The following is a 25,180-nucleotide window of genomic DNA, read 5'->3' as shown; positions in this document are numbered from 1 at the left end:
GGGCCTTTCCCGTTGCCGGATCAGGAACCGCGACGGCGCAAACGGATGGCCAGCCCGCCCATCATCAGACTCAGCAGAGCCACAGCCCATTCGCTCAGTAAAGGAATCGCCGCTGGCGTGCCGCCGCCGACCGCCGCAGCAGGCACAACCAGTGCAGAGGGATCTTCCACCCGGCCGTTGGCCACCAGATCGTCATCACCCAGGCCACCATCGCGCAGCACGAAGGAGACGACGCGCCCCTGCAGCGTTGCCGGTATCCGATACCAGTGCTGCGTGGCGTTGTCGCTTGTGCGCCCCCACTTCCAGTACTCGGCACCGCTGGGCAGATCACTGGGATAGGTCAGCTTGACAGTCACGAGCGCACCCGCATCACAGCCATCGGTATTCAGCTTCAGCAGTCCGTGGGGCACCACAGCCCCCGGACGCGGTGTGCCAGGCGCCGCCATGACCTGAGGCGGCTCGGCCAGGCGGCAGTTGATACCGCCGCCGGCGACTTCGCCCGATACCGCCATCTGGCCCGACCCGGTGATGTTGAAGCGGTTGGCCTGGTCCACAGGACCTGCAGCAGCCGCCAGCAACGGATAGCTGGCAGTCACAGCCGCATGGACCCCATCGCTCACGCTCAGTTGCAAGCTGGCCGAACCGGCCACCGATACCAGATAGACGGCGGAGCGAAATTGCTCCGACACCTGAGCGGGGCTGCCGCGCAACTGTATGCCCGGCTGCGCGGCATCGGCGTCTTCGAGTCCAAGCACCTGCCCGTTGCTGGCAACAATGGACAGCGTCACGACAGGGCTGTCGGCATCTGCCACCTGCACATCGGCCAGATCGGCCGCCTGGCCAACCACCACGGATTGCGCATTGGCGGGCAAGCCACTGAGCGATGGCGCCTGCCCACCGAAATTCAGACCCAGCAAAATCGGATTGTGGTCGCTGGAACGATAGGCCGTCGGCGCATAGAAGCTGGCCTGCTGGTCCAGCGACTTGTACTCGAGGTTGTAGTCCAGGACTTCAGGCTCCTCGGCATTGATGGCCCACTTGACCGCGCGCCCCACGCTCGGCTGCAGGCTGGCACTTACCAGCACATGGTCCAGCGAGCCCCACATTCCATCGAACGCATAGGACAGGCCCTGAGACACCTTGGCGTAGCCGCCATCCTCCAGCGCCTTGATGGGGTCCTCCTTCGAGTACGCATTGAAATCCCCGACCAGCACCACATGCGGGCTGGTCGTGCCTGTGGGCCGGGTTGCCAGCCAACTGCTCAGTTGCTCGGACGTCTTCACACGCGCGGCGTTGTTGGCGCCCTGGCCGTCAAGCGCGTCTGCATTGCCCGGGCTGCTGAGCACACTGCCCTTGGATTTGAAGTGATTCACCACCAGCGTGAACTGCTCCGTGCTGCCGCCTACCGCAAAAGTCTGTGCAATCGGTACGCGTGCGCCGCCTACGCCTGGGTTGAAGGCGTCGTAGGTGGTGACGCTGGGTGCCGCTGCGCTGCCCACCGGCGTGACACGATCGCTGCGATAGAGGATGGCCACGGTGATCGCATCCGTGCCAGCACCCGCCACCGTACCTGAAGCCTCGCTGAAAGGCGCCTTGACCACTGCATATACGGCGCCGGCAGGCTTGTCCGCACTCGCGTTCAAGGCGTCGGCCAGATCCTGGATGGCGCTGCCCGGGCCAAAGCCGTTGTTCTGCACCTCCATCAGGCCATACACATCGGCGCCCAGCCCCAGCAGATTGGCCACGATCTTGGCGCGCTGCCTGTCCAGCTCGGCAATGCTGTTGGCACCACGAATGCCCTGCTGATTGCCCAGGGGCGTGCTGAACATCACCTGGGAAGAGCCGCTGGTGGCGCCCGTCAGGTTGAAGAAATTGAGCACGTTGGCCGAGGCAATCTTGAGCGATGCCGCCCCCACAGCCTGCTGCAACTGAGCAGCCGAGGGACGCGCCGCCCCCGAGAACTGCGGCGTCTGCGTAGGCTGTACGCGGTAGCTGGTCAGATATGGCTCGCTGGCAGCTGCATCCGAGAACTGATCGAGCACGCCGATGACACGGTCCACGCCATCGCCGGCACGCAGCGTGTTGGAGGCCGACAGAGACTGTCCGCCGCGGCCCGGCACAGAGGCGGGATTCTGTGCGCCCGAGCGATCATCCAGAATGATCTGGCTGCGCTGCAATGTCTGCACATAGGCGGCATAGCCCGTCACGCTGGGCGCATTGAGTTCGGTGTACTGCGCCAACGGCGCGTCGGCAGACAGCGTGACATTGCCGTAGCGGCCCAGCGTGCGGTTGTCGCTCACCACCAGCTTGCCGCCCGCAGTGGCGGACGCGACCTCCACACGCATCCCCTCCAGACGCTCCCACTGCCCCATGTCGCTGACAGGCAGCGTGACGCGCACGGGCTCCGGCAAGGCGGCCGCGCCACGGACCACGAAGTCCGTGACGGCGCTGAGCTGGGTCTGGTTGCGAAACTCGCTCACCGAGGCGGAGACCTGCACCAGCTTGCCTACCGTGCCCTCATCCACCCCGGGATTCGCATTGCCGTAATAGACGAAGACGCCCTCCGAGGTGGCAGCATCGCCATCGGAATCCGCCTCCTCCTCCTGCACGAAGAAGCCGCTCAACCCTGGCATATAGGCCGTTACCACGGCGCTCACTGTCACCTTCTGCCCCACCAGGGGAGACTGGTCGCCGGAACCCTGGAGTGCAGAAATTCTGGTGATGGGCGGCTCGCCCCCCGTCGTGAAGCCCAGCGCCGTGCCGGTCCACACATTGCCCGAGGTATCCAACACCGGCTCGCCCACGGGAACCAGGCTGTAGGACGTATTGACCGCCAGCCGCACACCCGCGTTGAGCGTGATGGTCGAGCCACTGAATTTCACCTTCGCCGCATCGCCAGCCTGCAGCATTGCCACCACGGTGCTGCCCTGGCGCAGTTCGAAGCTGCCGCTACCGGGTTTCACCGCCTCATCAAAGCTCAGCTTGATTTCGGGATTCAGCGCCACCCCGGTTGCCGCCGCAGCAGGAATGGTGGCCTGCACTGTGGGTGGCGTGGTATCGGGCAGTGCCAGGGCGATGGAGACATCGTCAACGGCCAGGCCGTGATCGTTGCCCACATCATTGAGTTCGACCCAACGCAGCCACAACGTGGCCCCTGGCGCCCAGCCCAGACCGCGCAGATCGCCGCCCACATCATTCACCCGTCCGGCCACATTGCCATCCACCGGGGCGGCAGTACCGGTAGCGATCGGCGATTTCCAATTGAAATTCGCACCGGCAGGCAGCCATTCAGGCACATCGGCAAAGGTCGCGCCCATGCCGTACTCCAGCTCCATGGGCTGCTCGGAGGTGTTGCCGCCATTGCGCCATTGCTCGCCACTGAATCGCAGGCTGATCCCATCCACCGCGCCGCCCGTGTCATTGCGCATCGCCAGTGCAATCCAGCCGGCCACGGCACCCTGGGAGGGGCTGCCAAAGTAAGCTCCACCCGATGCCACGCCACCCAATGCACGGTCCGCATCCAGCCCCAGGCTGTAGAAGCTGCCGGCATTGGACGCGCCATTGCCTGCCGCATATGCAGTGATGGCCGCCAGGCTCCTGTTAAAGAGAAACCAGCCCGGCAGGGTGCTGTCATTGGCCCAGGCCAGCCCCGTCCCGGACGCGGCCAGGGTGTCGAAATTCTGCGCATAGGTGCCAGTGAAAGGAACCTGCGCCCATACGCCGGCGGAGGCCGAAAGAAGCAGGCCTGCACCATACAGACGCCAACGATGGCGCTGCAGCGGCGGACTCATCGGATTGGCCGGGTTGAACACAAACGGAATCAGCGTGCGGGCAATGGACATGGATGTGCAATAAAAAAATAATGCGCATCCCCCCGTGGTTGCGCAACTTTCGGTTTATCGCGCATGGACATGACCAGCCTGTGACTCGGCGGATGCTCCCGCGTCCTACGCGCAGACTGGCCGCTCACCCATCTGCCACTTCCCACACGGCATGCATCATTGCACCCAGTTGCTGAATCGTTTCATTGCCGGCCCTGGGGCATTTCCTCCTCCCTCCCTCTCATTCCCCCAGGAAGCCTTCAAAAAGGCACCGGCTCTTTCTTCCCAGGCCAGCGCAAGCCGCTGGCCTTTTTCTTGGGCGCGCCTCGTCGCCACAACCATCCTCGTCACCCGTCTTGAACGCGCCACGTCACTGGTGGCTTTTCGTGCGTCCGCACACTCCCACACTCTTTTTCTTACTCATAACTTACAAAAAATTTATTCCCGTGATATACACGCACATCTCTCACTGAAAATCATCATCGCCATGACATCCGACTACAGGGCCCTGCTGCAACAAAAAGCCGATCTTGAGAAAAAGATCGACGCTCTGATCAAGCACGCAAGAACGGATGCGATCACTGAAGCAAAGGCCATGGTGCAGCAATATGGCCTGACGAAAGAGGATGTCTTCCCCTCCGCCAGGATCAAACCTCGCCAGACCGGACAGCGCAGCGTGGGCGAACCCAAATTCCGCAACCCCGAAACCGGCGCAACCTGGACAGGCCGCGGAAAGCCGCCCAAGTGGATAGAAGGCAAGGACCGCGCAAGCCTCGCCATCTGATCGCCAGCCATATTCAGGCGCGATGCCATACCATGTGCTTCCATCACCAGGAGGAAGCACACATGAGCAAACAGAACTCGGACACGCTGTTGGCTGCAGAACTGGCCGACCACTTCATAGAAGTCATTTTGTCGACCAAGCCCGAACTGCTGGTGTCGGGCATCGGCGGAGTGGCAGACCTGCACCACATACAGCATGGGGCCAAGGCCCTGGCACATTTCCGCCTGACGCTGATCCAGGAACTGTCCCAGCAGCCCATGCCCGACATGAGCAGCCACTGAGGCGGGCGCGAGGCAACGAACAGGCAAGAAAAAACCGCCACACACTGAGGTCTTCAGTGTGTGGCGGTGTCTTGGATGGTGGAGCTGGCGTCAATTGAATGTTCCCGTATGATCCCAATAGAATATTGACTGTAACAATTTATCACCATTCTTCATACCCCCACTTGTACCCCCACTTCTAAGCTATTAGAGCGTTGGCTCTTAGCCCCCCCTATCGAGCCACCGCCTACGAAGGCGCATTAAATTCACAGCCCCGACTCCAGCATCCACTAGTCTTACTGTGTCATAAGTTTCGTCTCTCACTTGCCCTTCCGCAGCAGGGGCACTGCCCGAGGCGGGCGATCAACTGGTAGCTCAGGCGTTGGCGCAGGCTCGTGATCGAGGTCGCCACGTGGCGCTGCGCGCGCACGACTGCCGCGGGGGATGTAATCCTTGGGAAGGGCAGGCACTTGGCGTTCGATGAAGTTTTTTTTACCGCCGACAGACTTGTCGGCGATGAGACGTTCCGCCATCAGGAATCCGTAGGCCGCAATGCTCAAGGCGGCATGATGGTGGAATCCCCGCCAGCCTCGGCCCTCGTAGTGCCCGAGACCGAAGTCCTGCTTCAGATCCTGGTAGTCGCGCTCGATGCGCCAGCGCTGATGGGCGACACTGACGAGTTCGACGATGGTGACGTCCTCGGGTAGCGTAGACAAGAAGTACTTGCTTGGCTCTTCGTCTTTCTCCGGCCATTCGATGAGAAGCCATTGCTCAGGACGCAGACGTGCCTTGCCGACGTTGCCGCCAGCGTGGCGCACCCGCACGGCCGCGAAGCGCTCGCGCAGTGGTGTGTTGCTGCCCTCGCGCCAGGTGATGGTCTGGAACGCCTGCGGCGGCAGGGACATCGCCAATGCCTTGACATTCATGGGCTGGAGAGTGGCTGTGCGCCGAGGCACAACAGGAGGGCGACCCACGCCACTGTAGTGCTTGGGTGGCAGCGGCTGGACCCCGGGCGGCCAGACCACGACGGCCTAGGTGACGCCGACCGCGTAGAGCAAACCCATGTCGCTGAGCGACTGCCGGAAGGCGTTGTCCACGCCGTAGCCGGCATCGGCCAGCACGCAATAGCGCGGCGCACCCTCGTCCAGCAGAGTGCGCAATTGCCGCAGGGCGATCTGCGTCTTCGTTGCGAAGCCAACCTCCTCGGGAATGCCGGCCTTGGAACGTCGTTCAGTATCTGCCGCCCAATCCTCGGGCAGGTACAGCTGCCAGGCCACGGGCAAGCTACCCTGATTGCTTGCAAGCGAGATGCTGACGGCCACTTGGCAGTTGTCCTGCTTGCCAAGCACCCCGCAGTACTGACGGGTGACACCGACCGAGTGGCGACCCTTCTTCGGGAACCCGGTGTCATCGATGATCCACCAGCCGCCCTGGCTGAAGTCCATCTTGGGCATCACCCACTGGCATACGCGACGCAACATCTGGGTATCAGACCACTCGGCCTTGGTCACGAAGTGGTGCAGTGACTGGTGCCGCGCGCTCGCGTGCATCGGATCCACCCGCGCGGCCATGGGCTCCACGCTCTTGCGCGACAGCGGGAGCATCAGGCCCGTGCAGTAGCCACGAAGGCCGGCGTGCCGATCTGCGTGACCCAAGCCCTCGCTCAGGTGCTTCATGTAGCTTTCAAAGCGTTCGGCTGCATTCATCAATCCTCCGGCACGAAGTCGAGAGGATCGCATTCTGATGTTTATGACACAGTAAGACTAGAGCAACACATAGGATGCAAAAGTGATTCGAATATAGAAATTTACGACTACCCTCTACACCAGGCCGGGAACTGGAGTGGGGCCTCGTACGAAGGCTGCATAGATTATTAAAGTCACTTATTTATATCGAAAACAGAGAAATACCATTTCCGGGAACCAAAGGACCTCCAATATGACCATGACAGTCGTAATGCGGCAAATGAATATTCATGCTCTACTCCAAGAATTTCGTGCCACATTCAAAGACTGGGCTGGAGAGCAAACCAACTCTCCAAGAAAGGCCGCCGAGCAGGTTATCGCACACACCTTGGAAAGCCAAGTGAAGGTATGAAGAAGCGCTGCCAGATGATGCGAGAGTGGCAGAATTTATTGAGCACAAAGCATAAATCTGGTCAACCCAATGCGCCATCTACTCACCAGTGAAATATCCTTCCTTACAAAAGTGGATCACGCACTAGTAATCCACCAAATTAAAATCACCAAAGAAGATCATCAAAAATTGACTTGATAAAATATTTTCAAAATAGACCTACCCGATTCCCTCTTCAAACTTATAACTTAATTACTCCTGCTTCTCATCAAGAGAAGGAAGCAAATCTGGCAAAGAGAAATCCAATCGATCTTTCAATGCCATATCAATTTGCTTTGCAAGTGAGGGACTTTTAAAAAGGGTGTCCACAATCATTGATTTTGTTACCCCATGCTTTCTAGCTATCTTTTCAATGTTATTTATGGATTTATCAGACAGAGAGAAATTTGCTTGCTTAGTCACCTTTTTTTCTCTAGATTTTTTATTATGATAATAGCGCCGAAAGTTCAAATCCATCAGCCTAATTTGTTCTGGCGTTTTTCCCCCATCCCAAAAAAATATCTTCAAATCATGAATATCTAGAAAATTCTGCTGAAGAGAAAAATACAAGCCTTTATTTTTAAAATACTCGAATGCAAGCGGAACTCTATCTTCCGCTTCTTCATACCATTTTATGAATTTTATTTTCTGGGTATATTTATAAAAAGTTGATTTGGCAATTTCAACAAAGCTCCTTTTTGCATCCAATAAACCGATTTGCACATCAATAAGGAAAATTAGAAAATCCTTGTGACCCAACACATGGTTTACCCTTCCAGATCTCATGTTTCCATAAAGAGAGAATTTTGAATTATTTTGCAAATTTTCAATTATTTTCTCCACCAGAAAATTATGAGACTTTGAATTTTCGATAAATGATAGCTCGTCGGCATCAAATCTAGCCTCCCTAAGAGATCCATTGATAAATCCAATTTGCTCTTTTCTTGCATGCTTTTTTATGTTTAAAAGAACTTCACTTTGGATTGCTGACTCGGTTAGTCTTTCAATTTCGCAATTGATCGCCAAGTATCCAATTATAAATTTTAGCTCTCTAAAGCCAATCTTTACACCTGGAAAAAAGTCCTGCAACTCTTCTTTGTCAGACTTGGATATAAATATACTCGAATCATTCATACCTAGGTTCCATGTAGATGTTTTTATGATTCTATATAGATTATTTCCGCATGTCTACTAGGAGAATCCTACGAAGGTACCGCTATAGATACGCCATTGTTCCTTGGATGGTGAAAATCATAGATGATCTTTGATTGACGTCTGAGCCCAAGGGGTGTGGATTCCGGACAGCCTGCGTGAGGTGTTGCAGCACTCATAGTGGCAATAAACCTCTTCCAAGAAAAGATCTTTAAAAAATCAAATTCCTCTATCAAAGGCACATCCAATGTCTTAATCATTGGAAATCATCATGCGTGTCTTAAAGCTGAAGGAAGTTTTGCTCAAAACAAGTCTCGGGAAGACAACTCTGTATATACTCATCAAAGACGAAGCCTTCCCCAAGCCCATCCCTTTGGGATTGCGCGCAGTAGGCTGGTTGGAGTCGGAGGTTGATACCTGGATTCAGAGCCGGATCTCTGTGAGGGATCAGAGCCACAATTAATTATTTTCAAGAGTGAAAACAAAAAATCAAAGGGCAGTCGATTGACTGCCCTTCTCCATATTCCCCGATGATTTTTATAAAAGACCCCATGATCCATTTGCTTCTTGCTGTATGTTTAAGTATTATTAATAAGAAACAAGGGATGAGTATAGGTCGATGCAGCAGGATTAATTCTGCCCTTTGATATCTAAAGATGGATATTTTCCATCCAACGCCAAACGTATGCCTCAAACAAATTCAAAGCATACATCATGAAGCGCAATCCTTTCAACACAAACCATCACATTTACACCAAACCTACTTACGAGGGTTATGAGATTCAACTGAAACATGGACTCGTCATCAGAGAGTATTTGGATAAGACGTTTAAGATCTTTCAAAAGGCCTTGGATCAATATGGGCGTGTTTGTATGCTTCGTTTTGATTTACATGTGCCTGAAGGCTGCGATCAGATCACAAAGAATAGCAATCAGCTGATGTCCAAGTTCATCGCCTCACTTAAAGCAAAGATCAAACACTCTCAAGCTCAAAGCAAAAAGAAAGGTAACCGGGTTCACGATACCGAGGTGCGATTCCTCTGGTGCAGAGAAGTTAGTAGCTTTGGTGGAGTTCACTATCACGTTGTCTTGCTCTTGAATCACGATGCCTATAGGTCCATTGGCAAATTTGAACTTGAGAGCGATAATATGTACTCTCGAATTCATGAAGCATGGGGAAGTGCTTTGGAAATGTACCCAGAGGATCTTTTGGGTCTGATTCATATTCCCCTCAACCCAACATATTGCATTTGGAGGAATGATTCGAAGTCATTCCAAGACGCGTTTTATCGTGCAAGCTATTTGTGCAAAATGGAGACCAAGGACTACGAGCAAAGCATTCACTCTTTCGGGGGAAGTCGAATCTGAGTTGTATTTAAATATTAGAGGGTCAGTTTCAAGGCCACATAAAGCACTTGCCTTTATGCTGAGCCCGACATCCAACAGATGTCTTTGCAGAGGCCAATTGCAAGATTTTTCTTGAACAACAAGGTCGTTTCAACCATGGGAACTACCGCAGCATGTGGAAGAAGCTCAAGGCGTTGCGGCAATTGTTAAAAGGAGACGAAGGGATTTGGGCCATAGGACATAAGCATCGACTGGGAGATTTGACTTGGCAAAACGCTCGCCAGCTACCCCTCGGTTTCGACAAGAATTACCTCCCCAATGCACCCGTAAAAGAAGCCAGCCCGATCCCGCGCATATAGTCCAGGATTTTGCTCTCCTGCGCCTGGGTCGCTAGATTGAGCATCGCCCCCGGTTGGTTGTATTTCATCAGCGTCTGCTCCTGACCATTGGTACCCACGGCCTGGATCTCGCCATAGGTGAGAACTGCCCGCCCTTCCCCATTCACGATCCATTGAAAAACCTCTGCGGCATCCTTGTGAACGGGGTGCCGTGCGAGGGCCTCTTTTCTGAGCATCTCGGGATTGTTCCTCTCCTTGGCAGTCACGATTGCTCGCTCCGATGATTCCAGCTCGCGCTGAGCATCGCGTCTCCTCTCGCCCAGAACCCGTTCGATTTCCTGTATCTGGAACAATCGGCCATTTATTTGTTCCTTCTCAGTCAATCCCTGTGTAGGCAGTGCCTGAACCCTCTCGATCCCGCTTTGCAAACGCTCAATGCTTCTCCGGGAATCGGGGTAGTCCTCCTCAATCATTTGCAAGATGCTGTCACGCGTCCCCACAGCGCTCGTCACTGCAATCTCCGCATCTTTGATTGCGCGTTCCAAGTAATCATCTCTCCTATCCTTCAAGAAATCATCGCCATCTACGATGGCGCACTTGTACTGCACGACCGCACGACCTTTGTCGTCCTTGAAGCTATCCCAATGGGTGCTTTTGCACAGTGGACGCTTGCTCAGACCGTTGGCGACTGTCGTGGTACGAGCATCATCGATATAACTGGACTTGACGATGTCAACGGGACTCTTGCTGCAAGCAGAAAGAGCGATGGCGGAGCAAGCCACAACGAGGGAGAGATTTTTCATAGGTGTGTGAGAGGTGAACGAGGCTGCTACCGCAGCCCATGAAGAGAAGCCATAGAGAGACGTCCAAGAGGGATAACAGGCATGGATGAGGCTCACCCAGCCTCCCATGCACTGCGATAGGTCACCGTCGATCCTGGCGGTACCGCATTGCCTGGCGCAGGCACGATGCGGTAGGCACATCCATAGCCCTTGAAGTCTTCGTCTTCAGGACCATGGATGGAGACCTCGTTCGCTTTTAGACCTGCACCGCGTAGCCGCTTGTCGTAGTCCATGTCACACTGTCCTGCTGGCTGCGGGACCATGACCATGCCGGTGGGGGCAGCCAATGCTCCTGCCTTCGGTTCATCATTTGATGCCGCCTCTGCCGTTGGACACTTGGGGAACTCCAACTCATCCCCAAAGCTGAAGAACTCGGGTTTGACAGTGTGCAGCGCCTGCGCTGCCACATCCCGGTATTTCTGAGGCTGGCAATTGAACCCCAGATCTCTCACCACCCAGTCTTCGGATTCCTTGGCCACCATGGCGTCAGCCCACTGCCCTGCCGCCTCAATGACGGGATCTGCTGCCAGTTCTGCTGTGAGCATTACTTGCCTGAACTGCAATGCCCTGCTCCCTTGTGCTACCAGGTAGACACTGGGAACATAGGCATTGCCGCAGTCCCGAAGACAGTCTGCCAGGTACTGCCCTGAGCCCATGGCTTCATCAAAGGCCCCAAAGCTCAGCGCCTTGAGTGGTTGCCGCTGTGGCATGCCCAGCAACCCACCAACATCCACATTGCACTCTGGCCTGAGTGCCACCTGGACCGAGCGTATGGCTCTGTCCTGCCCATCACTCGTCAGCACCAGTTGGCAGCCTTGGACCATGTAGTGATGCCGGTGGTCTTCGGGCCGAATGGTGGGCCCCGCCCTTTGCTGTACATAGGCCAGATTCATGCCGATGGCATCCCAGGAGATCAGTTGGGTGAGCAAGTCCGGCGTCGCTGGCGCTGGCTCTTTGGTGTCCTTGGAGCCAAATACCGATTGGGCCCGCTCGACCAAGGAGGAGACGCGATCTCGTGCACGGTCCGTGCATCCCGCCAGAGCCACCGCCATGAGCAGCGCGCCGCATGTTGTCAGTTTCATAGGGAAGTCAGAGATGGATATTGGTGGTCAAAGGAGCCCGGCGATCTAACGCACCGCGGAAAATCGGAATCGGGGAACCATGGCAATCGCACCGGTTGATCCGATCCACCAGGGCGGTTTACTGGATCAAGGGGGTCAACCTTCCGCAATGACGCCGATCATTCCGAGCAAGACAAGCAGCGCGGCCACAAAGCCGACTGCAGCACCGATGTTGGTGTTACCCTGCCGGGCCAGTTCGATGCGGGCCTGCTCTGGTGCGTGGGTTGCCAGTATCTGGTCCACCCGCTGATTCACATGCTGCAGGTACCAGGCATTGCCCTTGAGACCAAAGCCGATCGCAATGCCGAGGTTGATGCTGCTCGTAATGGAGCTGGGAATGCCAATGGCAAGTTCTGCAATCAGTTCAGCAGCCACTACGCCGATGAAGATCCAGGAATAGAGGTACATCTTGCGATACCCCATCCAACCAAAGCCGACCAGAAAGGCAGCCCAGTTCCAGGACAACTGGTGCTTGCGCTGCGCCGCCTCCTTCCACTTGCGCTCGAAGTAGTCATGGTTCTTGCCAACAAAGATCTGGATGGCCTCTTGGCGAAGCAAGGATGAAGCTGGAGCAGATCGCGGTTGCATTGCCGGCGCAGGGGTGACTGCGGGAGGTGCAATAGGTGCCGATGCAGGAGTGGATACCGTTGCGGGCGCTTGTATGGCGTCAGCAGCAACTCCAGAAGAGACTTGCATTCCAACTTCACCGACAAAGACGGACGGCGATGGAGATACAGAAACAGCCGAGAGAACAGGTACTACATCAAAATCCAACGGTGCTTCCTGAGGAGCTAACTGGATGATGCATTGGGCGCCCGTGCTCTCAATGGCCCGCTTGTACTTGTCAGCAGCGTCTGCTGTCACATCCTTCTTGACCACACAGGATGCTTGCGACAGCAGGCGTCCTGCCTGCTCGGGCGTGCACTTGAACAGGGTCGCGAGCTTTTGCGCCACTTGGTGTGTATCTGCTGCAGGGTGCTTCCCGCTCAGGACAACGTTGTATTTTTCTTGCATGGTGTGACTGTTCCTCTTGTCGTTATTGGTGGTGCTGTAGATGGACATAACCCACAGCGGTCTCACCTCTACAGCCCTACAAGTGAAGCAAACTCATCAAATCAGAACGTACCATGGCCAAGACTGAAGCAAGCAGTGCGTCCGCTCAGCGGCCTGTCAGGGGTGGTTCAGTGGAAATGCGCCAGTGACGAGACTGGCAATGAAGCTGGGACGCAAGGACTGGCAGATGGAAGACGAGAGGCAAATGCCGGTTGCTCCATCAGATCAATGCCCTCATCCATGATTCAGCTCAAATCAGAGCCGCAGTGCTTGCACTTCCTGGCCTTTGCCAGGATAGGTTCTGCGCAGTAGGGACAGTCTTTGGTGGCTTGTGTCATGGGCTGGGCGATGGCGTGTGGAACGCCTTGCTGCGGCTGCGCACGACCCAGGCCTCCAAAGATCATCTGGAACCAGAACTTCCAGAGCTTGATAAAGCCCCATACCAGGATGGGCAAGAAGATGATCAAGCCTAGGACGATTCCGCCCCCTCCTCCACCAGCCATGGCGATGTTGGGCATCAACACCCCAGGCAACAGACGCTCTAAGCGCATGCGTGCACTCCTTTTTTTGGTATTCAGTACAGGCAGATGCTGGGCTGATGCCAGATTGGTTTTTTTTCCTGCATCCATATGTGAAGCAAACTCCGTAGATGTAAATGTATCAGAAACGGATGCTTGGAGGGTGTCTGCCAAACCCAAGCCTCCCACTCATCTTCCCGATCCGGACAACCTGCGCGATGTCTTGGCCTACTGGGTGCGTCTCAAACGTGTCGAGAAAGGTTGGTCGCAGGAGCGTCTGGCGCTGGAGTGCGAGTTAGACAGAACTTACGTGTCAGCTGTAGAGCGCTCGCGGTGGAATGTGTCGCTGGCTAACATCGAGCGCATCGCACAGGCACTGGATGTGAAGGCCTGGGTGCTGATCAAGCCACCCGAGACCCACCGGTAGCAACAGCCTGCCAATGTGCATTTCAGCAAAAAAAGAAGCTCTAAAAGATGAACCCAGCCTTCGCCGGGTTCATTCTTTCTCCTCTTTCATTCAGCTACTGGCCTGCGTTTTGGCGTAATCGTCACGACCGCCACACAACGCCCTTGTAGTCGCAGGCCATCCACAGAGCTCAGAACACATGGACCAGCCTCCTCCCAGGACACTCGTGCCCCAAACCCGCTGGCCCAGGGCGCAGACAACGTCTGGCTCACGACCAAGGCGGCCCTGACCTTGGGTTTCGCGGGGGAGCAATTCCCGTGTGGCCCAGAAGACCAGCTCTGCAACTCCACGCCCACGACCCATACCCAAGATGCTGCATCCTTCCCACTATGAAGCGGTCTGCGGCGCAGCGCCAACTTCAGCAGTGCGCATCCGCCTCGCTCCATTACCGCAGCCAGGCACGCCATGGAGGTCTTGTCTGTCCCGATGAAGCGCCCGATCTCGCTCTCCGGAAACAGCGCTTCCCATTCAGTAGCACTGTCTGAGCTGGTGGGAATCCGGGTGTGGTCTGGATCTTCTGGCATAGGTCGCTGCGCCATGGCTGCGGCGCATCTCGTCAAGCACCACCCCAGGCCATCGGGATCCGCGGCTTGGGCTCCACCCGCATCCAGGGGCAGCAGTTTCCAGCGTTTGCGCCCGGATGGCGTGGCGACTTGGTACTGCCACAGCCCATCAAAGCGGATACCGCGCATGTATTGATGCACGAGCCCCTGCCCTGCTGCCCTAGTCATGGGATAGCTCCCGAACCAACGGGTAGTTCTGGCGCTTGTGTCCAGCAGGTCTGTCATGGCGAACGCCATGGCCCTGGGAGTCACCGGGTGGATAGAACTCCTGCATGATCTCCACGGCCTCCCCTTCCAGCTCTTCAAACAAGCCCAAGGCATAGCCCTCTCTGGCAGCCTGCTCCAGCCCCTTTTGGTCATAGCCACTGCGCTTGGCCTGCTCGGCTACCTGTGCTGCGTGGTTGATGGCGGCCTCCAGGGACAGTGGCTCGCGCACGCCCAGATCCACATAGTAAATCGGGGTGCGGCGGGACTGTGCAGTGGATTTACCGCGCAGGCGGATCTCCAAGGGCAGATAGGCCAGCAGCCCTCCCGAGACGGCTTGCAGGTACTGCATACGCGCCAGGAGCGTGCGCAAGGTGTTGATGCCTGTGGTGCGCAGCACAAAGGTACTCAAGGCGTCCGCTGAATTGCCCGCATGTTCAATCCGCATATGGAAGCGGCCAAACGGTTTGCACCCGCTTTCCTGGGCCAATGGACACAGATCGGGGCCGGCACAGGGCAACTGTTTGATACCCATCTCTGTGACCCGTTTACAGCTTTGGCCGTCTCCCACACACAGGGGCCGGGCGGTGGCCCGTTCAAACAAGGTGTAGTTGGCCCGCAGGTTCAGCGCCGGGTCGTTAAAGAGCAGACGTACGGGGATGCGGCGCAGCTTGGGGTTGGTGGTGGCGCGGGTTACTGGTTTGCTGGGTGGGTGTTGCTCCAAGCCTGTACCCTGGTTCACCGTCGATCCGCGGTTGCCCATTGCTCGCTGTGAGAGCTTGTCTCTCAGGCTGGGTTGGGGGGATGGCCTGAATTGCGGCAGTGCCTGTTCTTCAGGATGCTGCTGATGCGCTCCAATGAAGTGATCAGCAAACTCCGGAGGGATCTCATGCAACTCGGTGACCTCCACGCCAGTGCTCACCTGCGCCCGCTCAAGCTCTTCTGCGCGCAAGATGCCATCAAGCGGATGCAGCATCCAGCCATTGCGACTCTGTACCTGGGTGGTGATGGTGAATTCGTCGTCTTTCTCGGGCAAGCGCATGCCATTGCGCTCTACGACGCGGCCAATCGATATCCGGCCCACCACGGGCGGGGTCATCATCAGTCCTTTGATCATGGGTTTCTCCATTCATAAATGCAAAGACCCCGTCTGCCTGGTGTGGCGGACGGGGTCTATGCGTTGGGGGTTAGTTGGTTGGTAAATTGCTTGCTTGGTTTTGCGCAGCGCTCAGTGCTCGGCATGGAGCAGAAAACGGCGCGAGCCCGGTTTGGTGCCCAAGTAGGCTTGGGCGATCTCGGGGTGTTCTTTCTGCAGCAAAGCTGCATGGAATACCTGGCTGTCCTTGCTGCGCTTCCAGCTCACTGCTCCACCTGCAAACCGGGCAAAGCTGGCATTGCCCATGCGCTGCTGGATCTGATGTTTGAGCAGGGCCTCCTTGGTTTCGCAGTCCTGGAGATGGCAACGGATTTGCTGGAGCTGGGTGAAGGCACTGGAGGCCGCTTCGTCTTCAGACAAATCGATCTCTTCCCCGGTGTCTTGGGTATACAGGCACCGCAATGCGGTGGCAGCGCTTTCTGAGGCTTCGGCTGGCGGCTCCTGCTCTGTCTTGACCCATTCCCAGAATTGCGCCTCCAAGGCAATCAACTGGGTGATCATGGTCTCGTCACGCTCGATGCGATGAATCTGCAATTCCTGACCGCAGATCAGTACGGCCACATCGGCTGCTTGCTTGCCTGTCACTGCCAATTGGTGCATGACCTGCAGCTGGATGTATTCCGGAACGCCCTCCTTCCACAGTTTGGCGCCGTTGATGCCAGCCGTTTTGCATTCCAGAATCTGCACATCGGACGCACCCACCACCTCCCGGTCGATATTGGCCAGCATCCAGGGGATCTGGGGATGGCCCAACACGGCATTGACACGGCGCACGCGGTTGCCGGTGCGCTTGGTGTAATGGGCCGCTACGATGGGTTCAAGCAAGGTGCCCCAGTACATGGGACTGGTTTCATCGTTGGGATCTGCGGCAGGCAAGAGAGCTCCCTTGCCTGTTTTATGCATCCACAGCTCCAGCTGGGACTGGTAAGGATTGAGGCCCACGGCTGCGGCCGCATCGGAGCTGCCAATGCCTTGGCGGCGGACATCGAGCCAGGTTTCGCGCGGCATGTCTTTGGTGGAAACCAGGCGCAAGGCGGGACGTTGACGGGGTGGAAAAACTGCAGCATCTTGCGCTGCGGGTGTTGAAACAGTGACGGGCATGGTGCCTCCTGAAGAATCCATGCCTCCACAAAGTACAAAGCCCTCACCGCAATGGCGAGGGCTTTGGCTGAGAGGTTGATGGTTGGGGTGGTTGGTGGTTGGTGGTTGGAGAAGCTGATGGTGGTGAGCACATGCTGTTGGACCATCTCTCTCCTGCGGTTTGCATTCACGCGACCAATTGCAAGGCGTGTTCCAAGGCCCGTTGCTTGAGGGCAGCGCCTTGGCCGAACCAGGCACTGTCCAGGCGGTTGTCCTGGCTGCGGGCTTGTTTTTCATGATCGACGAATTCAGTCACGGCACTGAGTAGGCCCCAAGCGGTGTCTTTGGCTGCCAATAGTTCTGCGCCACGACCATGGCCTTCGAACAGGGTTTGGACCTTCTTGAGAGCACGTTCGTTGGCAAGGCCTGATGCACCCTCTCCCTGCTGGTCTGTCTGGCAGATCACTTTAAGGAAGTAGTTCATGGCCTCGTGGGTCTTGACCTTGCGCTCTGCCAGGGTCTTCATGCGGTACATGAAGCTGTCCCATTGGCCAACGGCAATACCCAACTGCCGTTTAACGCCCTGGGCGTTGAACAGAGTCGAATGCGGCACCTTAATGGATCCAGCACTGGCGCCCTGCAATGCCATGGCCAGGGTGTTGTTGCAGACCACCCGAACAGAAGTCGGAATCGCCATGGTGGCGAGGGTTCCGTCACACGAGGTGGCCAGCAGCAGATAGCTGTGCACTACGTCGTTGCCTTTGAGACAAGCAGATTTACCAGTGCGGGCCAATGCCCAAAAGCGCCGGCCTGCCTTGAGCACGCCTGCGGTTTCCAGCTCAAAGCCTGCAACTTCGGACAGATCCCGGTAGAACTCCAGCACTTCCTGAGGCTGCACCACTTTGTAGCGCTGGCTGACGACGGACAGGGCTGCATGGGTGTCACTGCGGTAGAGCACCTTTTGCTCGGGGAACTCCAGGGCTTCGCCGTACAAGGCGTCGGCATCACCGGTTGCCATATATCGCACGGGTGTTTCCTGGATCTTCCACTGCATGCCAGCGGCTTGCGCCCAAACATCAATGGATTGCTTCTTGGGTAGCGCGCGGCCCAGTTGGTGCCACGGGGTTTGGCCGGTGTAGGCCATGGTTTCGACAAGATGGGACATAGTAAATATCTCCTTGAATCAAGCTTGAAAGGAATGGCCGCAGTTCAGACATTCGTGGTTGTCGAGATAGGTCTGGTCGATCTGCTCGCCAATACGGCCTCCGACTTCGTGGCCAACGGTACCGCCTAAAACGCCACCGATGATGGCTCCGAGCAAGGAGCCGAGAACACTGCCGACGGGGCCAGCAGCTAGACCGACGCTTGCGCCGGTAGTTGCACCTTGCATGGCTCCTGCGATACCGGTGGCAGTTCCTGCAGCTGAGCCAACTCGCTGACCCACCTGTTTGGCGACACCCTTGGCACGAACATTCAGAGAATGGCAATGGGGACACTGGATAGACATAAATGCTCCTGACGTAAAAAAACGCCCTTGTCACGAAGCCAAGGGCGCGGGTTGAAGAGAGAAATCAATGCGGAACGAGTCGCTAGAAAGCAAACCGCTCCCGCATCACATCAGGAATATATGACTGAAAAGAACTGGGATCTTGGGGATGAACTACTGCTTCAGGTTGGTGGACTAAACCGCTCGCTCGGTAGACCGCCGTGAAGGCGATGACGCCGGGCATCCCCGCTGCCACGGTGCTGACCGAACTGCGCAAGGACGGGTTTCAGCCCTTCATGGTGACGCAGACCCGCACCCGCCACGAAGACCGCCGCGACTACACCAAGCACATGATCCGGCTGCGCCACGCCAGCCAGATCAGCGCCCGAGGCGAGGCCAACGAAATCATCCTGCTGAACTCGCACGATGGCACCAGCAGCTACCAGATGCCGGCCGGAATGTTTCGCTTCGTGTGCAGCAATGGACTTGTCTGCGGCGACACCGTGGCCGATGTGCGCGTGCCACATAAGGGCGACGTGGCCGGAAAAGTGTTCGAGGGTGCTTATCAGGTGCTGAACGGTTTTGACCGTGCACTGGAATCCCGCGAATCCATGCAGGCCATCACGCAGGACGAAGGCGAGGCCGAGGTGTTCGCCCGCGCAGCGCTGTCGCTCAAGTACGACGACCCGGAAAGCCCGCGCCCATCACCGAATCGCAAATCCTGATGCCGCGCCGTTTCGAAGACCGCCGGCCGGGCTTGTGGAGCGTTTTCAACCGCACCCAAGAGAACCTGACCAAAGGTGGTTTGCATGGGCGCAGCGCCAATGGACGCCACCAACAGACCCATCCCATTACACACATCTCCCGACTGATGTCCAATAGGCCCTCCTCCGGGAAGCAAGCAGAAGGATAGAGGTTCATGAGTTGATCGCAGGAAGAATTCAAGACACTGGATCTGGGCGATGAGCGCCTGAATGCCCGAGCAGTACTGCTGGCTCAGCGGCTGGCAGCCAAGCCCACCGAGAGCATCCCCAACGCCTGCAGCGGCTGGGCCGAGACGCAGGCAGCCTACCGGTTCCTGAGCAACCCGCGCACCGATTGGCAGGCCGTGCTGCAGCCGCATTGGGACTGCAGCGTGCAGCGCATGCGGGGCCACGCGGTGGTGCTCAACATCCAGGACACCACGGAACTGGACTTCAACGGCCGAGGCAGCCAGGGACTGGGGCCGCTGAGCTACGAAGCCCAGCGGGGCATGTACCTGCACCCCACCTATGCCATTACCCCGGATCGCGAGCCCCTGGGCGTGATGGACGCCTGGATGTGGGCGCGCGAGCCCAGAGGCGCAGATGGTTCGCGCGCAGGTATCAAGGAAAGCCTGCGCTGGCTCGACGGCTACGAGCGGGTGGCCGAGCGCGCGCGGGAGTTGCCCGAAGTGCGCCAGGTCTATGTGGCCGACCGGGAGGCCGACATCCTGGCGCTGCTGCTCAAGGCCCGGCAGTGGGAGCATGCGGCCGACTATCTTGTGCGCTGCCAGCACAACCGGGCCCTGCCAGAGGGCGGCAAGCTGTGGGCGCGGCTGGGCCAGGCGCCGGTGCTGGGGCAGGTGGGCTTTGATCTGCCTGCCGGGCGAGGACGCCAGGCCCGGCGCGTGATCCAGCGCATCCGAGCCGAGCGCATTGAGCTCAGTGATGGTGCCAAAGGCCGCCTGGCGGTGAGCTGCGTATTGGCCGAGGAGATCGATGCGCCCAAAGGCGCCAAGCCCGTGGTCTGGCGGCTGCTGAGCAACCGGCCCGTCGATACCCTGAAGCAGGCAGTGGAGCTGATTGATTGGTACCGGGCGCGCTGGGAGATCGAGCTGTACTTTCTGATCCTCAAGGAGAGCTGCAGGATAGAGGCGCTGCAGTTGGGCGACGTCGAGCGCATCGAGACGGCACTGGCTCTGTACCTGGTGGTGGCCTGGAGGATCAACCGGCTGATGCGGCTGGGGCGCGCAATGCCGGATTTGCCCGCAGACCTGCTGTTCGAGAAAGACGAGTGGCAGGCGGCGTACGTGCTGAACAAGAAAAAGCCACCTGGGGAGATCCCGGCCTTGAACACGGTGGTGCGCCTGGTTGCGCAGTTGGGAGGTTTCCTGGGGCGCAAGGGTGACGGCGAGCCCGGGGCCAGGACGCTGTGGCTGGGCATGCGCGATGTGGCGGTCTTCGTTCAGGGCCTGAGGTTTGCTCGCATGGCGGTGTGAGTTGTGTGTAATGGGATGCAACAGACCCGCCCGGTGCAGGGCATTGATTCCGATCTTCGCCTCAATCGCGCCTTGTGGCTGCTGGCCGATGGCCCGCGCCAGTTGAAAGCCTGAATCCCCACGCGGCAGGGGTCAGGCAGCAGCCCTAGCCGCTTTCTTCGCTCCTACATCCCTGAACCGATAGGAGTTATCACCATGAACGCCGTTACCCAAACCGAAACCCGCGGCATCAATACCGCTGCCGCTATCCCGATGGAAGCCGCCGACCCGACCAATAGCCTGACTCTGGTGCCGCTGTCGCGGCTGATGGCAGCGGCCGCCTCGCTGTGCAAACCGCACGAAAACGCAAGCGCGCAGGCCCGGATCAGGAAGCCGGGCCGTAGGCGTCAGGGATGTGGAAGGCTGGCGAATGCCAGTCCCGTCAAGGGATGAGCGAACAACGAACCTGGCGCAGCGTGGTCCGCAAAGCAGAGACGCACGAAAAATTTCAAAGCGATGAACAACATTGAAAACTTGCCAAGTTTGCCGTTTTCTACCAAATTAGACTAAAATTCGCCAAACCATGAACTGTTTTGTTGGGCCACAACGCCATGCCGACCGATAGCGATGAAATTCTTACCATTGAAGAAATGGCCGTCTATTTAAAGGCGGGCAAGCGCACGGTTTACCGCTTGGCGGCAGAAGGAAAAATTCCCGCATTCAAAGTTGGTGGGACTTGGAGATTCCTGCGTGCGGACATCGAGCACTGGATCAAGCAGCAGTCAGCCGGCCAGTCCAAGGACGGTATCCGAGAAAAATCGCGTAAAGAGGAAGAAAACTAATGCTTGGATTGACTCTACGGGATGAGTTTCGGGGCAAGCGCCTCAAGGGGACGGCCATTGAGCTTTCCAACGACTCGAACACTGGCGCCACCCAGATTGCCGCACAGGCATTCTTGGAGATTACCTATCCCACCCACGATCTGCTGAAGGGCATTAAAGCCGTTGGCCCTAACCAAGGCCGGCCGGTGGTCGTGATCGGCGAGCGCGGCCTGGGTAAGTCGCACTTGATGGCAGCGCTCTACCACGCAGTCAACGATGCCGCATCGACGGGCGCATGGCTCAGTTCCTGGTCAAGCACCCTGGGTGACCCCAGCATCGGCAAGATTGCACTACGCGATGGCATGTTGGTCATTGGCGAGAGCCTGCACCGTCAACGCTATAAATTTCTGTGGGACTTGCTGTTCGAGCGCCATCCTCGCGGCCAGTTCATCAAAGGCAAGTGGGAAGGCATGGGATCGGCCAAAACTGACATCCCCTCAGACAAGCTCATCATCGAGTTGCTTGAGCATCAGCCCGCGATGCTCCTTCTCGACGAATTCCAGACTTGGTACGACGGCCTGACCAATACCAAGCAGTACCCATGGAAGCAATGGGCCTTCAACTTCATCCAGATACTGTCGGAGATTGCCAAAGAGCGCCCCGACTTGCTCGTGCTTGTGATCTCTGTGCGCAACGGCGGAAGCGATGCCTACCAGCAGGTGCACCGCGTCAACCCGGTGGCCGTTGACTTTAAGGCGGGAGGCAACGCCGAGCGTATCCAGCAGGATCGACGACGGATGCTATTGCATCGCCTGTTCGACAATCGTCTGCAGATTGCAGATGGCACCATCGAATCACTGGTTGCGCAACACGTCTCTGAATACTTCCGCCTGTTGGATGTGCCGCCCGCCGAGCAGGATCGCAAGCTCCGTGAATTCACGGAGTCCTGGCCTTACGCTCCGCACTTGCTGCGCCTGCTTGAGGAACAGGTGCTGATCGCTACAGATGCGCAAGAAACGCGTGACATGATTCGCATCCTGGCCAACCTCTACAAGAGCCGGGGCGAAGCGGTGCCTGTGCTCACTGCCGCTGATTTCCGCCTGGATGACGATGCCTCGGGCATTGGAGCGCTGCTGGATTCAGTTTCCAACGAACACCACCGCACGCTGCGCGAAAAAGCGCAGCACAACATCATTTCGGTGACCGAGGCGGTATACGACCACGCCAACCTTGCTCCACACCTGCAAGAAATCCTGGGCGCGCTGTGGCTGCGTTCCATCGCCGTCGGTAATCTTGCCGGGGCCGATCCGGCCACGTTGCAGATGGACATCACTCGCAGCAAGCCAGTGGATGGCAACGCCTTTCAGGTCGAATTGGCGACTATTGTCGAAAACAGCTTCAACATTCATCAGGATGGCCCACGATTGGTTTTTCGCGAGGAAGAAAACCCTCGTGCCAAGCTGATGGCCTGCGCGCGCAACGACAAGCTGTTCACCGATGGTTCCGATCAGGTACAGCTTGCCAAGCAGGTGCGCTACGTCATCGGAGGCAGCGATGAGGTCGCTAAAACCTTCCGCGTGATTGCCCTGCCAAAATCGTGGCAGAACGACCCGTGGACATCGCTCGACGAAACCGAGCAGCCGGAGCGCTGGGATGACCGGCTACCCATTCTGGTGCTGCCAGAAGAGCCGGAAAAAATTGACCAGACACTGGGCCACTGGCTCAAGGACCACCTGCAAAAGCGCCGCAACACCATTCGCTTCTTGTTGCCCCGTGCCGGTTCCACCAACGCCTTTCAAGACCGCGACCTCCTCATCCTTGCCCGCGCAGAAATGAAGGCCCAGGAATGGAGTGGGCAGAACCCCGAATACAAGAAACTTCATAGAGAATTTGAAGGCACGCTGCGCGACAACCTGAAGAAGCGCTTCGATCGGTTTGCCATCCTGCACCGCTATGACCACCAGAACCCGCAGCAATCCCTGTTCAGTGTCGAGCACCTGAAAAAGCAAGGTGCTCAAATCCCCGAGGGCATCGAAGAAACCCTGACCAACGACCTCTTTGTTCCCGAAGATTTCGAAGACCTCGTTCTTGAAGCCGCCTCGGAGAACGCCCCCCTAGGCAAGCTGCTGCGTGAACTGCAAGAGCCGCGCCCTGCGGGTCAGGATTGCATCCCCTGGCTGGGGGAAACAGCGATGAAGGAACGCCTCCTGCGCTTGTGCGCGCGCGGCAAGATCGCCATCAACCTGCGCAATCTGGAGCACCTTCAAACCCACGCGGGCGAGGACGAGGAAACTGCATGGCGGCGCTTACGCCCCAAGCTCTCCTACACCGGGCGTCAGCTTGATGAAGTGTTTCTGGTGGAGCCCTCGGCCGTGCCCGCGACCGGCGGTACCACGCCACCCGCTCCGCAGCCGCCTGCTGGCGGCAATGGTGGATTGGGCGGCGATATTTTTGGTGGTGGCACCACTCCGGCTCCCGGCGTACAAGAGCCGCAGCCTGGCACGACATCTACACCAGCTTCTACGCCGGGCGGAATTTTCGGCGGCACAAACAGCACCGCCAAACCACGCGTCCCGCTCTCTTACCCGCCAACCTCACCGCTCAACCTGATCGGCAAGCTCGAAGGCTGGGGCATTGGTCCGGCCACCCCTGTGGCAGAAGTCTCGATCAAGGTGTCTGCTGGCCAAAACACGCAGATTACGGGCGCGCAACTCAAGGAACTGCTCAAGAAGCTGCCTGATGGCATGACTTTTGAGTTGAGTCTTGAAAAGGAGGGCAACTGATGGCGTTAGATGCGCAAACATTGCAGCGCCTGACTCAGGACAGCCCGAGAGAAGCGTGGCGCATCATTACCGAACGGGCGCTAGAAATTGCCTCCAAACCGCTTGCCGAAGGCAATGCCCCCAGCGAGGTGGTCAAGCGAGACCGCGAGATTGGCGAACTCGATTTTTTCCTGGCCTCCAGCGGCTGGGATCTGTGGCGGGCCTTTGGTCAAACCGAAATCAGTGGTGTGGAACGTACCTCAGACCGGCTTGCGCGATGGTGGAGCGAACCCGGCTATGGCCATAGCGCCGCGCGCGCCGTACTGATTCTGGATGCCCTCTCGCTGCGCGAGATGCCTTGGCTGCTGCAGGGGGCCGAAGAGCGTGGCTTCACCCTGCACACAATAGCCGCTACTGCATCCGAACTGCCCAGTGAGACCAACCCGTTCGCCCGCGCATTGGGGCTGACCAGCCGTAGCCAGCTACAAGCCAACGGCGGCGGTTTGGCGCACAAGCTGCAACCAGCGCAGACCGAAACGATCGACCTGCCGTGGAAGGACTGCGAGGGCTTGGTGGGCAACGCATCGGGCGCGAAGAACTGGGTGTTCTGGCATCACTGGCCCGACGCCAAGCTGCACGACTACGGCGCGGGCCAAGGTCTGGAGCTGCTGACCAGGGATGTCGCGCAGCAACTCTCCAGTGACGACTTCTGGGCCTTTGTCGAGCGCCTCGCCACGGGGCGGCGCTTAGTCATTACTTCAGATCACGGCTACGCCGCCACCGGTTACTTCCCCGATGCCGATGGTGAGGTGGCCTCGCATCTCAAGCAAGCTTTTTCCAGTGGACGCAGCAAGGCAGGCAATGGCGACGCAGGCCCCTTCGTTCCGCCGGTCGCCTTGCAAATCGACAGCCCACATGGTGCGCATCTGTTGGCCTTGGGCCGCAGGAAATGGCGCAGTCAAGGTGGCTATCCGACGTTAACGCATGGTGGCCTCTCGCTGCTGGAGGTGCTGTCGCCTTGGATTGAGATAAGCAAATGAGCAGGTTTGAGCACATTTTTCGGAGCATGGGCT

20 protein-coding genes and 4 pseudogenes are annotated in these 25,180 nt (G+C 57.6%); 13 read left to right on the top strand and 11 right to left on the bottom strand.

The window, feature by feature from the left end; genetic code table 11:
* Positions 1–20: 20 nt before the first annotated feature.
* Complete coding sequence (locus tag DTS01S_RS10880) at positions 21–3,842, bottom strand: ExeM/NucH family extracellular endonuclease (protein WP_061287714.1); 3,822 nt, start codon at positions 3,840–3,842, stop codon at positions 21–23.
* A gap of 466 nt (positions 3,843–4,308) precedes the next feature.
* Between DTS01S_RS10880 and DTS01S_RS10875 the strand changes: the two genes are divergently transcribed.
* Both DTS01S_RS10875 and DTS01S_RS10870 read left to right on the top strand, forming a co-directional pair.
* Positions 4,309–4,605 carry an H-NS histone family protein gene (locus DTS01S_RS10875; protein WP_034364579.1) on the top strand — a complete coding sequence of 99 codons (297 nt, stop codon included), beginning with the start codon at positions 4,309–4,311 and terminating at the stop codon, positions 4,603–4,605.
* 62 nt (positions 4,606–4,667) lie between these two features.
* Positions 4,668–4,886 carry a hypothetical protein gene (locus DTS01S_RS10870; protein WP_061287713.1) on the top strand — a complete coding sequence of 73 codons (219 nt, stop codon included), beginning with the start codon at positions 4,668–4,670 and terminating at the stop codon, positions 4,884–4,886.
* A gap of 299 nt (positions 4,887–5,185) precedes the next feature.
* On the opposite strand, the pseudogene DTS01S_RS10865 reads toward DTS01S_RS10870, so the two are convergent.
* A pseudogene (locus DTS01S_RS10865) lies at positions 5,186–6,571 on the bottom strand (IS701 family transposase).
* A gap of 232 nt (positions 6,572–6,803) precedes the next feature.
* Here DTS01S_RS10865 and DTS01S_RS30360 point away from each other — a divergent pair.
* The gene (locus tag DTS01S_RS30360; protein ID WP_156493766.1) at positions 6,804–6,962 is read left to right on the top strand and encodes a hypothetical protein; all 159 of its coding nucleotides are present in this window, start codon (positions 6,804–6,806) and stop codon (positions 6,960–6,962) included.
* Between the two features lie 231 nt (positions 6,963–7,193).
* Here the strand turns inward: DTS01S_RS30360 and DTS01S_RS30355 are convergent, their stop codons facing one another.
* Positions 7,194–8,114, bottom strand: coding sequence for a ribbon-helix-helix domain-containing protein (locus DTS01S_RS30355; RefSeq protein WP_139223780.1), 921 nt, complete (start codon positions 8,112–8,114; stop codon positions 7,194–7,196).
* Positions 8,115–8,403: 289 nt separating this feature from the next.
* Here DTS01S_RS30355 and DTS01S_RS10860 point away from each other — a divergent pair, with 289 nt between their 5' ends.
* Together DTS01S_RS10860 and DTS01S_RS29540 are read left to right on the top strand one after the other, a co-directional pair.
* Positions 8,404–8,595 (top strand): AlpA family transcriptional regulator, encoded by a 192-nt coding sequence (locus tag DTS01S_RS10860; RefSeq protein ID WP_061287712.1) that lies wholly within the window; start codon positions 8,404–8,406, stop codon positions 8,593–8,595.
* A gap of 251 nt (positions 8,596–8,846) precedes the next feature.
* Positions 8,847–9,500, top strand: a complete 654-nt coding sequence (locus DTS01S_RS29540; protein ID WP_074931546.1) for an inovirus Gp2 family protein — start codon at positions 8,847–8,849, stop codon at positions 9,498–9,500.
* Between the two features lie 286 nt (positions 9,501–9,786).
* Here the strand turns inward: DTS01S_RS29540 and DTS01S_RS10855 are convergent, their stop codons facing one another.
* The 4 genes from DTS01S_RS10855 to DTS01S_RS10840 form a co-directional block, all read right to left on the bottom strand.
* Entirely contained in the window at positions 9,787–10,620 is an 834-nt protein-coding gene (locus DTS01S_RS10855; RefSeq protein WP_139223779.1) for a hypothetical protein, read from the bottom strand.
* A gap of 92 nt (positions 10,621–10,712) precedes the next feature.
* The gene (locus DTS01S_RS10850) at positions 10,713–11,741 is read right to left on the bottom strand and encodes a hypothetical protein (RefSeq protein ID WP_139223778.1); all 1,029 of its coding nucleotides are present in this window, start codon (positions 11,739–11,741) and stop codon (positions 10,713–10,715) included.
* A gap of 135 nt (positions 11,742–11,876) precedes the next feature.
* Positions 11,877–12,842 carry a DUF2628 domain-containing protein gene (locus DTS01S_RS29535; protein ID WP_139223777.1) on the bottom strand — a complete coding sequence of 322 codons (966 nt, stop codon included), beginning with the start codon at positions 12,840–12,842 and terminating at the stop codon, positions 11,877–11,879.
* A 236-nt stretch (positions 12,843–13,078) separates the two neighbouring features.
* Entirely contained in the window at positions 13,079–13,525 is a 447-nt protein-coding gene (locus DTS01S_RS10840) for a zinc ribbon domain-containing protein (protein ID WP_139223776.1), read from the bottom strand.
* On the opposite strand from DTS01S_RS10840, the gene DTS01S_RS10835 reads away from it, so the two are divergent.
* Entirely contained in the window at positions 13,515–13,778 is a 264-nt protein-coding gene (locus DTS01S_RS10835) for a helix-turn-helix domain-containing protein (RefSeq protein WP_061287707.1), read from the top strand. The two genes, DTS01S_RS10840 and DTS01S_RS10835, sit on opposite strands and share 11 nt — an antisense overlap.
* A gap of 762 nt (positions 13,779–14,540) precedes the next feature.
* Here DTS01S_RS10835 and DTS01S_RS31160 read toward each other — a convergent pair.
* The 4 genes from DTS01S_RS31160 to DTS01S_RS31155 form a co-directional block, all read right to left on the bottom strand.
* Positions 14,541–15,701 (bottom strand): recombination directionality factor, encoded by a 1,161-nt coding sequence (locus DTS01S_RS31160; RefSeq protein WP_061287706.1) that lies wholly within the window; start codon positions 15,699–15,701, stop codon positions 14,541–14,543.
* A 111-nt stretch (positions 15,702–15,812) separates the two neighbouring features.
* Positions 15,813–16,841: a YqaJ viral recombinase family nuclease gene (locus DTS01S_RS10825; protein WP_061287705.1), complete on the bottom strand. Its 1,029-nt coding sequence runs from the start codon at positions 16,839–16,841 to the stop codon at positions 15,813–15,815.
* Positions 16,842–17,007: 166 nt separating this feature from the next.
* The gene (locus tag DTS01S_RS10820; protein ID WP_061287704.1) at positions 17,008–17,985 is read right to left on the bottom strand and encodes a DUF932 domain-containing protein; all 978 of its coding nucleotides are present in this window, start codon (positions 17,983–17,985) and stop codon (positions 17,008–17,010) included.
* Between the two features lie 18 nt (positions 17,986–18,003).
* Complete coding sequence (locus tag DTS01S_RS31155) at positions 18,004–18,210, bottom strand: hypothetical protein (protein ID WP_255247314.1); 207 nt, start codon at positions 18,208–18,210, stop codon at positions 18,004–18,006.
* 338 nt (positions 18,211–18,548) lie between these two features.
* On the opposite strand from DTS01S_RS31155, the pseudogene DTS01S_RS10815 reads away from it, so the two are divergent.
* From DTS01S_RS10815 to DTS01S_RS10795, 7 genes and pseudogenes are all read left to right on the top strand, one after another.
* Positions 18,549–19,219 (top strand): annotated as a pseudogene (locus DTS01S_RS10815) (DUF932 domain-containing protein); the annotation flags it as partial.
* Positions 19,220–19,240: 21 nt separating this feature from the next.
* A pseudogene (locus DTS01S_RS10810) lies at positions 19,241–20,545 on the top strand (IS4 family transposase); the annotation flags it as partial.
* A gap of 18 nt (positions 20,546–20,563) precedes the next feature.
* Positions 20,564–20,659, top strand: a pseudogene (locus tag DTS01S_RS31550) (DUF932 domain-containing protein); the annotation flags it as partial.
* Between the two features lie 81 nt (positions 20,660–20,740).
* Complete coding sequence (locus DTS01S_RS29525) at positions 20,741–20,977, top strand: hypothetical protein (RefSeq protein ID WP_074931537.1); 237 nt, start codon at positions 20,741–20,743, stop codon at positions 20,975–20,977.
* Positions 20,978–21,120: 143 nt separating this feature from the next.
* Entirely contained in the window at positions 21,121–21,366 is a 246-nt protein-coding gene (locus tag DTS01S_RS10805; RefSeq protein WP_437438703.1) for a helix-turn-helix domain-containing protein, read from the top strand.
* Positions 21,366–24,128: a DUF499 domain-containing protein gene (locus DTS01S_RS10800; RefSeq protein WP_061287703.1), complete on the top strand. Its 2,763-nt coding sequence runs from the start codon at positions 21,366–21,368 to the stop codon at positions 24,126–24,128. Before DTS01S_RS10805 ends, DTS01S_RS10800 begins: the two co-directional genes overlap by 1 nt.
* Positions 24,128–25,147, top strand: a complete 1,020-nt coding sequence (locus DTS01S_RS10795) for a hypothetical protein (RefSeq protein WP_061287702.1) — start codon at positions 24,128–24,130, stop codon at positions 25,145–25,147. Before DTS01S_RS10800 ends, DTS01S_RS10795 begins: the two co-directional genes overlap by 1 nt.
* The last annotated feature ends 33 nt before the right edge of the window (positions 25,148–25,180 follow it).

Source organism: Delftia tsuruhatensis NBRC 16741 (assembly GCF_001571325.1).
GTDB classification, from domain to species: Bacteria; Pseudomonadota; Gammaproteobacteria; order Burkholderiales; family Burkholderiaceae_C; genus Comamonas; species Comamonas tsuruhatensis.
Note: the sequence above shows the minus strand (reverse complement) of the source record. Positions and strands in the feature narration are given on the sequence as shown.